The sequence below is a fragment of the Cupriavidus sp. 30B13 genome, from assembly GCF_049059565.2.
Classification (GTDB): Bacteria; Pseudomonadota; Gammaproteobacteria; order Burkholderiales; family Burkholderiaceae; genus Cupriavidus.
The window spans coordinates 2,124,953-2,139,167 of record NZ_CP188223.1; the positions used below are offsets into that span (position 1 = coordinate 2,124,953).

General features: G+C 73.0%; 10 protein-coding genes. 6 read left to right on the plus strand and 4 right to left on the minus strand.

From position 1 onward, the window contains the following. Positions 1-78 precede the first annotated feature (78 nt). Positions 79-1,308 (plus strand): tyrosine-type recombinase/integrase, encoded by a 1,230-nt coding sequence (locus ACKI2N_RS09715; protein ID WP_420994222.1) that lies wholly within the window; start codon positions 79-81, stop codon positions 1,306-1,308. Between the two features lie 54 nt (positions 1,309-1,362). Here ACKI2N_RS09715 and ACKI2N_RS09720 read toward each other — a convergent pair whose 3' ends face one another. The 3 genes from ACKI2N_RS09720 to ACKI2N_RS09730 all read right to left on the minus strand — a co-directional run bounded on the left by ACKI2N_RS09720 (position 1,363) and on the right by ACKI2N_RS09730 (position 4,929). After that, positions 1,363-3,222, minus strand: a complete 1,860-nt coding sequence (locus ACKI2N_RS09720) for an FAD-dependent oxidoreductase (RefSeq protein WP_420994223.1) — start codon at positions 3,220-3,222, stop codon at positions 1,363-1,365. A gap of 53 nt (positions 3,223-3,275) precedes the next feature. Further along, positions 3,276-4,637, minus strand: coding sequence for a c-type cytochrome (locus ACKI2N_RS09725; protein WP_420994224.1), 1,362 nt, complete (start codon positions 4,635-4,637; stop codon positions 3,276-3,278). A gap of 106 nt (positions 4,638-4,743) precedes the next feature. Then, positions 4,744-4,929, minus strand: a complete 186-nt coding sequence (locus ACKI2N_RS09730) for a DUF2970 domain-containing protein (protein WP_420994225.1) — start codon at positions 4,927-4,929, stop codon at positions 4,744-4,746. A 170-nt stretch (positions 4,930-5,099) separates the two neighbouring features. Here ACKI2N_RS09730 and ACKI2N_RS09735 point away from each other — a divergent pair, with 170 nt between their 5' ends. Continuing rightward, positions 5,100-6,524 (plus strand): PLP-dependent aminotransferase family protein, encoded by a 1,425-nt coding sequence (locus tag ACKI2N_RS09735; protein WP_420994226.1) that lies wholly within the window; start codon positions 5,100-5,102, stop codon positions 6,522-6,524. A gap of 6 nt (positions 6,525-6,530) precedes the next feature. Here ACKI2N_RS09735 and ACKI2N_RS09740 read toward each other — a convergent pair whose 3' ends face one another. Continuing rightward, the gene (locus tag ACKI2N_RS09740) at positions 6,531-8,024 is read right to left on the minus strand and encodes a glycine betaine ABC transporter substrate-binding protein (protein ID WP_420994321.1); all 1,494 of its coding nucleotides are present in this window, start codon (positions 8,022-8,024) and stop codon (positions 6,531-6,533) included. 282 nt (positions 8,025-8,306) lie between these two features. Here ACKI2N_RS09740 and ACKI2N_RS09745 point away from each other — a divergent pair, with 282 nt between their 5' ends. The 4 genes from ACKI2N_RS09745 (at position 8,307) to ACKI2N_RS09760 (ending at position 14,102) form a co-directional block, all read left to right on the plus strand. Then, complete coding sequence (locus ACKI2N_RS09745; RefSeq protein WP_420994227.1) at positions 8,307-9,332, plus strand: LysR family transcriptional regulator; 1,026 nt, start codon at positions 8,307-8,309, stop codon at positions 9,330-9,332. Next, a complete protein-coding gene (locus tag ACKI2N_RS09750) occupies positions 9,329-10,792 on the plus strand; it encodes an NAD(P)-binding domain-containing protein (RefSeq protein ID WP_420994228.1) in 1,464 nt (487 codons plus the stop codon). Before ACKI2N_RS09745 ends, ACKI2N_RS09750 begins: the two co-directional genes overlap by 4 nt. 75 nt (positions 10,793-10,867) lie before the next feature. Further along, positions 10,868-12,034: a CMD domain protein gene (locus ACKI2N_RS09755; RefSeq protein ID WP_420994229.1), complete on the plus strand. Its 1,167-nt coding sequence runs from the start codon at positions 10,868-10,870 to the stop codon at positions 12,032-12,034. Between the two features lie 301 nt (positions 12,035-12,335). Then, positions 12,336-14,102 (plus strand): ABC transporter ATP-binding protein, encoded by a 1,767-nt coding sequence (locus ACKI2N_RS09760; protein ID WP_420994230.1) that lies wholly within the window; start codon positions 12,336-12,338, stop codon positions 14,100-14,102. Positions 14,103-14,215 lie beyond the last annotated feature (113 nt).

Genomic DNA, 14,215 nt, shown 5'->3' on the forward strand with positions numbered 1-14,215 from the left:
ACTTTAGACATAATTACGCTTCTGTCTATATTCTGCCTATAATTAGGCGCCGAGTTGCTTCGAGATCGTTTTCCACGCATGCCCGTCCCCACCCTGTCCCTCGCCGCGCCGCCGGGCACGCCATTCGAACAACTGCGCCTGCCCACCGAGCTCTCCGGTGCCGACGGCGCCAACCGCGCGCGCGGCGGCACGCCCCAGATCGCCGCCAGCGACGACGTGGCCGCCGTCGCGGCGTGGCTGGCGCGCTACCGGGACACGCCTGCCACGCTGCAAAGCTACCGGCGCGAAGCCGAGCGCCTGCTGCTGTGGTCGGTCATGCAGCACGGCAAGCCGCTGTCGTCGCTCACGCACGAGGACCTGCTGGCATATGAGCGTTTCCTGGCCGACCCGCAGCCGGCCGCGCGCTGGGTGATGGCATCGCGCAAGAAGCTGGCGCGCGGCACGCCCGCGTGGCGGCCTTTCGCCGGCCCGCTCTCGCCGGCCAGCGTGCGGCATGCGCTGGTGATCATCAACGCACTCCTCTCCTGGCTGGTGGAGGCCGGCTACCTGGCCGGCAACCCGCTGGCCCTGGCGCGCCGGCGGCGCGGCCACGCCCAGCCCAGGATCACGCGCTACCTGAGCCACGAGCTGTGGCAGGCGGTGAAGGACGCCATCGAAGCCATGCCGGCGCACAGCGAGCGCGAGCGGCTGCATGCGGCGCGCTGCCGCTGGCTGCTGACGGTGCTGTACCTGGGCGGCCTGCGCGCGGCGGAAGCGGCCGGCACCACCATGGGCGCGTTCTTCTGCCGGCGCGATGCGCACGGCGCCGAGCGCTGGTGGCTGGAAGTGACCGGCAAGGGAAACAAGACGCGGCTGGTGCCGGCCACGGATGAGCTGATCGCGGAGCTGGCGCGCTACCGGCGCGCGCACGGCCTGCCGCCCGCGCCGCTGCCGGGCGAGGAGCGTCCGCTGGTGCTGCCGGTGATCGGGCAGGCGCGCGCGCCGAAGCCGCTGTCGCGCGGCGCGCTGCACCTGGTGCTCAAGGAAGTGTTCGCGCTGGCGGCGGACCGCCTGCGCGCGCGCGGCCCGGAGTGGGAAAGCCGCGCCGCGCTGCTGGCCAGCGCCTCGGCTCACTGGCTGCGCCACACCGCCGGCTCGCACATGACCGATGGCCAGGTGGACCTGCGCTTCGTGCGCGACAACCTGGGACACGCCTCGATCGCCACCACCAGCGGCTACCTGCATACGGAGGACGATGCGCGGCACCGGGCCACCGAGGCGGCGCACCGCATCGCATGGCGCGAAGGGCCCGCGCGCCAGGAAAACTAGCCGGCCGGCCTACCCGGCGCCGTGCCGGCGTTCCCTGGCCCCGCCCTTGCCGCCTTACCCCGCCAGTTCCCCCACCGCCCGCGACGCCTGCTCGATGGCCGCCGTCAGCGACGGGCTGCCGGCGCTGTCGCAGTTGGCGATGACCACGTTGCCCGCGGCGGCGCGCGCGCGTTCCAGCGTGGCCTGCGCGGCCGCCTCTTCGTCGTAGAGGCTGTTCGGCATGTAGCTGTAGCCGTGCGCCCAGCGGTTGACGGTGATGCCGCGGATCACTTCGCCGGAGGCAAAGCCGCCGCCGGCCAGCATGCGGTCGAGCTGGCCGCGGATGCCGGCTTCGAGCGTGCTGAACGGCGTGCCGAGCAGGAACGCGCGGCCGGCGCGGAAACGGTCGCGCGCGGGCATGCCGCTGTCCGGCACGGTCGGCACGTAGAGCATGTGCAGCACGACCGGGTCGGCCGGACGCGCGCCGGCCGGGGTTTCCAGCCACAGGTCGGTATAGGCCATGGCCGGCGCGTGGATGCGGCGGGCCTTGAGGGCGGCGAAGGCCTGCCAGTTGTCGAGCGCCACCTTGCTGTAGACCACCGGCGCCTTGACGTCGGCGCGCAGGGCCTGTTTCTGGGGCCCGGGCAGGCCGGGCATGATGAACGGGATCATCATGTTGTAGCCGGCCAGCACCACGTGCGCGGCTTCCACGCGATGCAGGTTGCCGCTCCAGCCATAGGTCACGCGCGTGATGCGCTGGTCGGGCTCGATGGCGATGGCGGTGCTGTTCAGGCGCACCTTGACCTTGGCGTCCTCGGTGTCGAGCCGGCTGTAGTCGAAGGCGGCGGCACCGATGGCATCGGCTCCCGCGCCCTTGGCCACGCCGGGGACCAGGTTCTGCACCAGCAGGCGCGCCAGCGTGGCGTTGCCGTCGGGGAACCATAGCGCGGAGCCCGGCGACTTGCCCAGGCGCGGATTGCGGCCGGGCGGCGGCATGTTCTTGCCGCCGGGCAGGCCGATGGCGAGCGCATCGGACACGGAGATGCCGTCGGCGTCGAGCGCGTAGGCGTCGTTGCCGCGGCTGCGAAAAAAGCGCTGGCCGGCCAGGCCCAGGCCGGCCTTGTCGCGCAGGAAGGTGGCGTACGGGGTGCGCTTGAGGTAGGCCAGCCGCTCGGCCTCGCCCAGGCCCGGCAGGTAATCGGTATCGCCCTCGGCCAGGCGCGCCAGCGCGGCGCGGTCCTGCGGCGGCAGCGGCGCCTTGTCGAGGAAGGCCCTGAACGCATCGGGCGATGGCGGCGCGCCGCCGGCGTTCCGCGCATTCTCCGCGTTCCGCGCATCGATCAGGTCGGCGAACGGATCGCCGGCCAGCAACTGGTCGCGGCCGAAATGCTCGGCGTCGAAGAACACCGCGCGGCCCATGCCGAGCGCGCGGTAAGGATCGGGCGCGGCCGGCGGCGGCCGCTTCGTGTCCACGCCCAGCCCGGCCAGCAGCGTGGCCACCGCGCGGCTGTCGAGCGCCGCCGCGGGCATGTCGGCGCTGCCGCCGTAGGTGACCAGCTTCTGGCCGCGCACGGTGAACTCGTTGCGCTTGGCGTGGCCGCCGAAATCGTCGTGGTTGTCGAGGATCAGGATGCGCTTGCCGGCGCCGAAGCGGCGCTGGTAGAACCACGCCGCCGCCAGCCCGCTGATGCCGCCGCCCACCACCACCAGGTCGAACACCTCGCGCGCCATCACGCCCGGGTATCTGGCGCCTTCGCGCGCCAGGCTGTGCGCCAGCGTGTAGGTGCCGGCGTGGTTGCCGCGCAGCCCGGTGAGCGCCGGCGGGTAGGCCGCGCCCGCGCCGCGTTCGGCGGCCTGCAGCAAGCTGGCCGGCGCCAGGCCGGCGGCGATGGTGAGCGCGGCGCCGTTGAGGAAATCCCTGCGCGTGATGGTCATGGGGTCATGGGGTCATGTCGTTTTTTCTTCGCTGGCCTGGGCGCGGCGCGGGCTCAGCGCCCGGCCGCCGCCGGCTTGCGGCGGTCGAGCTCGGCGCGGCGCGCGGCTACCGTGGCCTCGTTGACGGGGCTGGCGCCGTTGCCCCAGCCGGCGCGGATGAAGGTCAGCACGTTGGCCAGCTCCTGGTTGTCCAGCGTCCAGCCGTAGCCGGGCATGTGATAGTCGGTGGCGGCGGTGCCGACCTGGGCCGTGACGGCGCCGTCGAGCAGCAGGCTGGCCAGCGCCGACGGGTCCGGGTCCATCACGGCGGGATTGCCTGCCAGCGGCGGGAAGACCCGCGCGAAGCCCTTGCCGCCGGCGCCGTGGCACGGCATGCAGAACTCCGCGTACTGGCGCGCGCCGGCCGCGTCGAAGCGGCCCTGCGCCAGCCGCTCCGCGGTGGCGGCGTCATAGCGGTACGGCGCCTCGTCGCGCGCGCCGGGGATGGACTTGAGGTAGGTGGCAACCGCCTCCAGGTCCGGGCGGCTCATGAACTGCGTGGAAGACGCGATCACCTCGGACATCGGCCCGAACGAGGTGGCATGCGCGTTGCGGCCGGTGTGCAGGTATTCGGCGATCTCCTCGCGCGACCAGCCGCCCAGCCCGGTGCGCGGATCGCCGCGCAGGCTGGTGGAGGCCCAGCCGTCCACGCTGGCGCCGGCCAGGAAATGCCGGCTGCGCTCGTCCAGCCCGCGCTCGGCCAGCAGCGTGCCGCGCGGCGTGTGGCAGGCGCCGCAGTGGGCCACCGCCTGCACCAGGTAGGCGCCGCGCTGCCACTCGGCGCTCTGGCCGGTGCCGGCGTGCACCGGCCCGCGCTCCAGGAACAGCCAGTTCCACACGCGCAGCAGCCAGCGCATGCCGAACGGCCAGCGCATCTCGGGCGCGGCGGCCTCCCGGCGCACCGGCCGCACCTCGGCGCGCAGGTAGGCGTAGAGCGCCTGCACGTCGGGCTCGGCCAGCCTGGCGTAGGACGGGTAAGGCATGGCCGGATAAAGCCGCTTGCCGTGCTTCGCCACGCCCTCGCGCAGCGCGCGGTCGAACTCCGCGAGGCTGTAGCCGCCGATGCCGGTCTCCGCGTCGGGCGTGATGTTGGTGGAATAGACGGTGCCCACGCCGGTGCGCAGCGGCAGGCCGCCCGCGAACGGCGCGCCGCCGGGCGCCGTATGGCAGGCCGCGCAGTTGGCGACCCTGGCGAGGTAGCGGCCGCGCTCGACGCGCGCGCTGCCGGCAGCATCGGCGGGCTGGGCCGCGGCCGGCGGCGCCAGCCCGGCGCAGCCGGCCAGCAGCAGGACGGCGCCGAGAGCGCGGCGCAGGCCGCCGGACAAGCGGTCGGAAAAACCATCGGCAGCGGCGGGCCGCCCGGGGAAGAGGCTCATGTCGTCGTTTTCTTGTGGTCGGCGCCGCCCGGCCAACGCGGCGCGGCCCGCGCGCGGCGGGCCCGGTCCGGCGGCCGCCGGCCAGGCCGGCACGGCGCCGTTGCGCTCAAGCGTGCGTCACCGCCCAATGCGCGAGCGTGACCAGCAGCAGCACCAGGCCAGCGGCCAGGGCCACGCCGGTCAGGATCAGCGGGACCGGCCGCACCGCCTGCAGGTCGCGCATGTGCTCCTCGCCGCGGCGCAGGCCGAGGAATCCCCACAACACGGTGGTCACCAATCTCAAGGGGTTCATTTTGCTCTTCCTTCCATGCCGCCTTGCGCCGCCGGGGAGGACCGGGGCGCAAAGCCTCTACGGGTTGCTAGCGATTATCGTCGCTGCCGGCAAGCAATAACAGCATCAGATCGGCGATAATTTTGCGTATCAGTTTGATTGCCGCCCCGCTCGCCGGGCCGGCCCTGCCCATGAAGCGCTACGAAGAACTGGCGGAAACGCTGGCCAAGGACATCCGCAACGGCAGCCTGCCGCCCGGCACCAAGATGCCGTCCATCCGCAAGACCGTGGCGCAGTACAGCGTGAGCCCGGCCACCGCGTTCCAGGCCTACTACCGGCTGGAGGAGCGCGGACTGGTGCGCGCGCGCGAGCGCTCGGGCTACTACGTGACCGGGCCGGTCGGGCGCACGCTGCCGCTGCCGCAGCCCGCGCCGCGTCCCGCCCAGCAGGTCTCCACCGACGTCGACATCTCCAAGCTGGTCTTCTCCGTGCTGGACGCCGCGCGCGACCCGCGGCTGATCCAGCTCGGCTCGGCCTTCCCTTCGCCGGAACTGTTCCCGTGGGAGCGGCTGGGCAAGTCGCTGGCGCGCGCGGGCCGCGAGCTGGACCCGTGGTACTCGGTCAGCGACATGGCGGCCGGGCACCTCGCGCTGCGCCAGCAGATCGGGCTGCGCTACCTCGGCGCGGGCGCGCCGCAGCCCACCGAGGAAATCGTCGTCACCAGCGGCGCGCTGGAGGCGCTCAACCTGTGCCTGATGGCGGTGACCCAGCCCGGCGACGTGGTGGCGATCGAATCGCCGGGCTTCTACGCCTCGCTGCAGGCGCTGGAGCGCCTGCGCCTGCGCGCGGTGGAGATCCCGGTGGACTCGCGCGAAGGCATCGACCTCGACGCGCTGGAGGCCGCGCTCGCGCGCCATCCGATCAAGGCCTGCTGGTTCATGACGCAGTTCCAGAACCCGCTGGGCGCCAGCATGTCCGAGGCGCGCAAGCAGGCGCTGGTGGAACTGCTGGCGCGCCACCGCGTGCCGCTGATCGAGGACGACGTGTACGGCGAGCTGTATTTCGGCAATCGCTGCCCGCTGCCCGCCAAGGCCTTCGACCAGGAGGGGCTGGTGATGCATTGCAGCTCTTTCTCCAAGACGCTGGCGCCGGGCTTCCGCGTGGGCTGGGTGGCGCCGGGCCGCTATGGCCAAGCCATCCAGCGCCTGCGCCTGATGACCACGCTGTCGGCCGGCGTGCCGACCCAGGTGGCGCTGGCGGAATACCTGCAGAACGGCGGCTACGACAAGCACCTGCGGCGCCTGCGCCATGTGCTGGAGATACAGCAGGGCCAGCTGATCGCCGCGATCGGCCGCCACTTCCCGGACTCGGTGCGGGTCTCGCGGCCCGACGGCGGCTATTTCCTGTGGGTGGAGTTTCCCGAAGGGTTCGATGCGCTGGCGCTGCACCGCGCGGCGCTGGAGCACGGCATCGGCATCGCGCCGGGGCCGATCTTCTCGGCGCGGCAGGGCTACCGCAACTGCATCCGGCTGAACTACGGCCACCTGTGGAGCGATGCGGTGGAGGCCGCGGTGGCGACGCTCGGCACGCTCGCCAGGGCGCAACTGCCGCGCTAGCGCCGCTCAGCGCGCGCCCGCGCGCCGGTGCCGGCCGAGGTAGCGTTCGGCCAGCGCGAAGCCGCCCTGCGCCAGCAGCGCCAGCGCGGCGGCGGGGATCGCGCCGCCCATCAGCAGGCGGTCGTCGTTCAGCGCCAGCCCCATGACGATGCGCTCGCCGTAGCCGCCCGCGCCGACGAAGGCGGCGATGGTGGCCGTGCCCACGCTGATGATGGTGGCGGTCTTGATGCCGGCCAGCAGCACCGGCATCGACAGCGGCAGCTCCACCAGCCGCAGCACCTGCCCGGGCCGGAAGCCCAGCGCGCGCGCCGCGTCGCGCATGCCGGGGGACACTTGCTGCAGCCCGGTCAGCGTGTTGCCGACGATGGGCAGCAGCGCGTAGAGGAACAGCGCCACCAGCGCCGGCCACACGCCGATGCGCCCCAGCAGCGGGATCAGCATCGCCAGCAGCGCCAGCGACGGCACCGTCTGCAGCACGCTCACCGCCGCCAGCAGCACCTGCCCCAGCCGGGGCCGGCGCGCGGCCAGGATGCCCAGCGGCACCCCCAGCAAGGTGGCCGCCCCGACCGCGCCCAGCACCAGCGCCAGGTGGCGCCAGGTCAGGCGCAGCGTGTCGCGGCTGAACAGGATGCCGGCCAGCCCGGCGCGCGCGCCGCGCTCGGCCGACACCACCCCGCCGATGCCGCGCGCCAGGAAGTTGCGCGCCACCGTGGCGAACGAATCGCCGTCCAGCTCGGCGGCGGCGTTCATGGCCACCATGTCGGCCGCGCTGATCTTGCCGGCCAGGCCCGTCAGCGCCTGCCACGCGGCGGGAAAGCGCTGCGGCACGTCGCGCCGGTAGAGCACCACGGCTTCGTAGCCGGGGAAGTAGTGGCGGTCGTCGGCCAGCACGCGCAGGCCGTACTTGCGGATCTTGGCGTCGGTGGAATAGATGTCGATCACGTCGACCTGCCCGCTGGCCAGCGCTTCGTAGGCCACGCCATGGTCCAGCCCGGTGGGGCGCTGCGGCAGACGGTAGGCACGCGCCAGCCCGGGCCAGCCGTCGGCCCGCCCGAGGAACTCCTGCGACAGCCCCAGGTGCAGCGCCGGGTGCGCGGCCAGGTCGTCCAGCGTGGCGACGTGGAGCTGGCTTGCGCGGGCGGCGGTCATGGCCAGCGCGTAGGTGTCGTCGAAGCCGAAGCGGATGCCGGCCGCCAGCCCCAGCGGCGCCAGCGCCTGGTTGATCTGCCCGAGGCTGGCGTCGGGCGGCAGCTTGAGGATCTCGGCGGCGATGGTGCCGGTGTAGTCGGGATAGAGGTCGATGCTGCCGGACTTGAGCGCCTCGAACACGATGGCCGTGTTGCCCAGGCCGGGCGTGTTCTGCACGCTGGCGTGCGGGGCCGCGGTCAGCGTGAGGATCTCGCCGAGGATATAGGACTCGGTGAAGCGCTTGGAGCCGATGCGCAGCGTGTCGGCCTGGGCCGGCGCGGCCAGCCCCGCCAGCGCCCAGCACAGGGCCATGGCCAGCCAGGCGCGCAATGGGCTGATGCGGGCGCTTCGGGATGCCTGAGTCAAGGGGACTTTCCTGAGGTGCGCCGCGCGGAGGGCGGCGCCTGTGCCTTGCATGATACGTGCTGGCTCCGGCGCCTGCAGGCCCCTGTGGCTCTCCGTTGCGGGCGCCGAATGATGGAATGCGGAAATTAGGATGCGCAAATAGTATTTGCAATCAGAATACTGGATGGCGCAGAATTCGATAATCGCATACATCGAAGCGGCACCCCTGCGCCCCGCGGCGCCTCAGGCATGGAAATCCGTCAACTCGAAGCCTTCGCGGCCGTCATCACCAGCGGCAGCGTCACCGCCGCGGGCCGCCTGCTGGGCCGCTCGCAGCCGGTCATCACGCGGCTGATCCAGGAGCTGGAGGCGGAAATCGGCTTCGCGCTGTTCGTGCGCAGCGGCCCGCGCGTGACGCCCACCGAGCGCGGCTTCCTGCTGTACGAGGAAGTGGAGCACGCGCTGGTGGGCCTCAGGCAGATCCGCGCGCGCGCCGGCGAGATCGCCCGCGAGGAACACCGGCCGCTGCATGTCGCCGCCACCCCGGCGCTGGCGGCCGGGCTGCTGCCGCTGGCGCTGGCCGGCCGCCAGCCGGACCATGCGCGGGACCGCGCGGGCAACGAGCGGGGCGTGGCGGGTCAGTCCAGCCAGATCCACATCGACAGCCTGTTCCCCGAGAAAGTGGTGCACGCGGTGCTGACCGGCGCCGCCGAGATCGGCGTGACCAGCCTGCCGCTGGAGCACCCGGGCGTGACGGTGCACTGGATCGGGCAGGCCGCCTGCGTGGCCGCGGTGCGCGCCGACGACCCGCTCGCCGCGCGCGCCACCATCCCGCTGGCGGCGTGCAGCGGCCGGCGCATCATCACCATGCACAACCCGTACCGGCTGCGCCGGCGCCTGGACGAAGGCCTGGCCCGTGCTGGCGTGAAGCCGGCCGCGCTGATCAATACCAACTCGTCCTTCAATGCGCTGACCTCGGTGCGCGCCGGCCTGGGCATTGCCGTGCTGGAGCCGGTGACCGCGCGCGGCGTGCCGCTGGCCGACATCGTGGTGCGCCCCATCGACGCCGACATCCCGTTCTACTTCGGCGTGATCACGCCGCAGGGCCGCCCGGCCAGCGGCGCGGTGCTGGCGCTGATCGACGCGCTGGCCGGCGCGGCGCGCGCGCTGCTGCCCGACTTCACGCAGCGCGGCCCCGAACAGCACGGCGCGCTGCTGCAGGCGCTCTACGGCGCCGCCGGCATCCCGGACGACACAGAGACCGACCCATCATGACCCTGACCCCACTTCCCACCGCCGGTGCCGGCGCCGAAGGACTGGCCGCGCTGGAAGCCCGCCTGCGCCAGGACCTGGCCTGGCTGGAACTGCCCGCCCGGCCCTGGAGCCCGCCGCGCACGCATGACGGCCAGCCGGTGCTGGACGTGGCCGTGATCGGCGGCGGCATGGCCGGCATGGCCGCCGCCGCCACGCTCAAGCACCTCGGCATCGGCGTGCGCATCTTCGACCGTGCTCCCGAAGGCTTCGAAGGCCCGTGGGCCACCACCGCGCGCATGGAAACGCTGCGCTCGCCCAAGCAGCTCACCGGCCCCGCGCTCGGCCTGCCCGCGCTGACCTTCCGCGCCTGGTTCGAGGCCCGCTTCGGCGCGGCGGCCTGGGAGGCGCTGGACAAGATCCCGCGCCTGCAATGGATGGACTACCTGCGCTGGTACCGCCGCGTGCTGGAGCTGGACATCCGCAACGAGCACAGCGTGGCGCGCGTGCTGCCGCGCGCCGACGGGCTGGTGGCGCTCGAGCTGCGCGCGCCCGCCGGCGCGCACACCGTGCTGGCGCGCCGCGTGGTGCTGGCCACCGGCCGCGACGGCCTCGGCGGCGCCTACGTGCCGCCGTTCGCGCAGGCACTGCCGCGCACGGCGTGGGCACATTCGAGCGACGCCTTCGACTACGGCACGCTGCGCGGCAAGCGCGTGGGCGTGGTCGGCGCCGGCGCCTCCGCGATGGACAGCGCGGCCACCGCGCTGGAAGCGGGCGCGGCCGGCGTGGACCTGTTGATCCGCCGCGCCGACATCCCGCGCGTCAACAAAAGCAAGGGCGCCGGCAACCCCGGCCTCACGCACGGCTATCCGGGCCTGCCGGACGAATGGAAATGGCGCATCCGCCATTACATCAACGTGCAGCAGGTACCGCCGCCGCGCGGCAGCACGCTGCGCGTGTCGCGCCACGAGAACGCGCGCTTCCACCTCGGCTGCGCCATCGAGCGCGTCGAACCAGCCGGCGGCGCCTTGCGCGTGCACACCACCAGGGGCGTGTTCGAGCTGGACTTCCTGGTGTTCTCCACGGGTTTCCGCATCGCGCTCGGCAGCCGCGCCGAATTCGCCGCCTTCGCCCCGCATGTCCGCTACTGGCGCGACCGCTACGCGCCGCGCGCGGGGCAGGAAGACCAGGAACTGTCGGACTCGCCGGACCTCGGCCCCGCCTTCGAATTCCTGGAGAAGACGCCGGGCGCCTGCCCGGGGCTGTCGCGCATCCACTGCTTCAACTACCCGGCGGCGCTGACGCACGGCACCGTGTCGGGCGACATCCCGGCCATCAGCGACGGCGCAAGACGGCTCGGCCAGGGGATTGCCGCGTTGCTCTACCAGGAAGACATCGAGACCCACTTCGCCAACCTGGAAGCGTTTGCCGAACCCGAGGTCTTCGGCGACGAATGGGTGCCGGCCCCGCCGCCGGCGGCCTGATCCCGCCATCGCATCCGCCGATTTCCGAGCCAACCGTACCAACCGTACCAAACCGTACCGAGAGCAAGACAAGCCATGACCCAAGCCAATCCCCACGCCGACGTGGTCGACCAGGTAGCCGGCCTGGTGGCCGGCTCCGCCACGCACGCGCTGCGCCACCAGCGCGACAAGGTGGCTGCCTCCACCCAGGGCAGCTATGACGCCCTGTTCGATCCCGCCCTGCCCGGCCTGTCGCTCGCCGAGCGCCTGCTGGTGGCGCTCTACGCCGCGCGCCTCACCCCCTCGCCCGAACTGGCCGCGCATTACCGCCAGCGACTGGCGGCGGCCCGCGCCGACGCCGCACTGGTCGAGGTGGCCGAACGGGGCGACCCCGCCACGCTGGCCGACGCGCGCCTGCGCGCCATGCTGGCCTTCACCCGCGCGCTGATCGAAAAGCCGGTGGAAGGCGACGAGGCCGCCCTCAAGACGCTGCCCGCCGCGGGCCTGTCCACGCCAGAGGTGGTGACGCTGGCGCAGCTGATCGCTTTCCTGTCCTACCAGGTGCGGCTGGTGGCCGGCCTGAAGGCGCTGGACACGCCGCGCACGTCCGCGGAGCCCGCGGGCGGCGCGGAGCCCGCCCCCGCCAATGTGCCCGCCACGGCGCTCACCAAGGCGCCGATCAAGGCGCACGGCTTCACCAACGAAGTGCTCGACTGGAAGGCCTGGCTCGACGTGGTCCGGCTGGACCAGGCCACGCCCGAGCAGATCGCGGTGCTGGAGGAGAGCCACCCGAAGGCCAAGGTGTCCGACTATTACCTGTTCCTGGTGCACCAGCCCGAGATCCTGCGCCAGCGCTCGACCGCGTTCAACGCCATCATGTACGCGCCCGGCGGCATGGCGCGCGCCGAGCGCGAGCTGGCCAGCACGGTGGTGTCGCGCGTCAACGGCTGCGTGTACTGCGCCTCGGTCCACGCGCAGCGCTTCGAGCAGCTGGCCAAGCGCAACGATGTGATCTCCCAGGTCTTCGAAGACCCGCGCAGCGCCGGCACCAGCGAGCGCGAGCAGGCCATCGCGCAATTCTCCGTCGCGCTCACCGAGCGGCCCGACGAGATCGGCGCCGGCAGCCTGCGCGCGCTGCGCGCGGCGGGTGTGAACGATGCAGAACTCCTCGACCTGATCCACTCGATCGCCATCTTCGCGTGGGCCAACCGCCTGATGCTGAACCTCGGCGAGCCGGTGTTCCCGGCGCCGCAAGCGGCATGAAAACGGCCGCGCGCGGGCCGGCCCTGCCGTAGCACGGCGGGCAAGCGCACGCGCGCGCTGCCCGCCCGCCAACAGTGCCTGCGCAAACTGTGCGCGGGTCAGCAGCCACCACGTGGCCGCCGGCATGCGCCGCGGCGCACCCGCGAAGCCGCGCCGTCCCGCCAGGCCGGCCCGCGGCGCGGCCTGGCGCCCCGCCGGCGCGCGCTAGCACAGCGCGCCGCCCGGCACAAACGCATATCCGAGTAAGCATCTACGCAAATATTCGTGGGAAGACCGCGGGGTGCCATGCTGCAATGCACGCATGGTTTTTCCTGCCCCGACTCCCCGCCCCGACGCCGTCCCCACCGCCAGCATCGCCGCGCCGCTGCTTGCCGTGCGCGGGCTCGACGTGCGTTTTCCCGGCAAGCATGCCGTGCAAGGACTCGACCTGCAGATCGCCGCGGGCGAGATGCTGGCGCTGGTCGGCGAATCCGGCTGCGGCAAGTCGAGCGCCGCGCTGGCGCTGATGGGCCTGCTGCCCGCTTATGCGCGCAGCACCGGCAGCGTGCGGCTGGACGGCCGCGAGCTGGCCGGCCTGGGCGAGCGCGCCCTGAGCGCCGAGCGCGGGCGCAGCCTGTCGATGATCTTCCAGGAGCCGATGACCTCGCTGAACCCCGTGCTCAGCGTGGGCCGGCAGGTTGCCGAGGCCATCACGCTGCACCAGCCGCTGTCGCGGGGCGCCGCGCGCGCACGCGCCATCGAGCTGCTCGAACTGGTGCGCCTGCCCGAGCCCGCGCGCCGCTTCGACGCCTATCCGCACGAGTTCTCCGGCGGCCAGCGCCAGCGCATCATGATCGCCATGGCGGTGGCCTGCGGGCCGCGCCTGCTGATCGCCGACGAGCCCACCACCGCGCTCGACGTCACCATCCAGGCGCAGATCCTGGCCCTGATCGACAGCCTGCGCCGCGAGCTCGGCATGGCGGTACTGCTGATCACGCACGACCTCGGCGTGGTGGCCGACTATGCCGACCGCGTGGCGGTGATGCATGGCGGGCGCAAGCTGGAGGAAGGCGCCACCGCGGACGTGTTCGCCGCGCCGGCCCATGCCTACACGCGCGGCCTGCTCGGCGCCTCGCTGCACGTCGCCAACGGCCTGCACTACAGCCGCGACCGGCTGGCCGAGATCCGCGCCGACGGCGACGGCGATTTCCGCCTGGTGACGCCGCCCGCGGCGCCGCGGGCGGCGTCCCGCGCCGCCACCGCCGGCGCCGCGCCGCTGCTGTCGGTGCAAGACCTGACCTTGAGCTACCCAGGCGACGGCCACCAGCGCGTGCGCGCGGTGGATGGCCTGTCGCTCGACATCGCCGCCGGCGAGACGGTCGGGCTGGTGGGCGAATCGGGCTGCGGCAAGTCCAGCCTGTCGCGCGCCATCGTGCGGCTGGCGCAGGCCGATGCCGGGCGCGTGCTGTTCGACGGGCAGGACCTGCTGGCGCTGGCGCCGTCCGCGCTGCTGCCGTGGCGCCGCCGCGTGCAGATGGTGTTCCAGGACCCCTACGGTTCGCTCAACCCGCGCCAGCGCGTGGAAGACATCCTCGGCCACGCGCTGGCCATCCACGGCGTGCGCGAGCGCGCCGAGCGCGCGCGCCGCATCGCCGCCATCCTCGACGACGTCGGCCTGGGCCGCGGCGCGGCCGGGCGCTATCCGCACGAGTTCTCCGGCGGGCAGCGCCAGCGCATCGCCATTGCGCGGGCGCTGGTGCTGCGCCCGGAACTGGTGATCTGCGACGAGCCGGTCTCGGCGCTGGACGTGTCGATCCAGGCCCAGATCCTGAACCTGCTGGCCGACCTGAAGGCCGAGCATGGCCTGACCTACCTGTTCATCTCGCACGACCTGTCGGTGGTGCGCTACATCGCCGACCGCATGTGCGTGATGCAGGCCGGGCGCATCGTCGAAACCGGCACGCCCGAGTCGCTGTGGACCAGCCCGCGGCACCCGTACACGCGCGCGCTGCTGGCCGCCGTGCCGGGCGCCGCGCCGCCGGACCGCGACGACGCGCCGGCGCCGCCGCAACTGGCGCTGGCGGGCTGAGGCGGTCCGAGTCCGCTTGGTCGCCTCGGCTTCGCCGCGCAACCTCGCCGCCGCCTTCGTCCCTCGCTTTCGTTCTCCTGTTCTTCTGTCCCGCTGTCTTCGTTCCTTCGCCT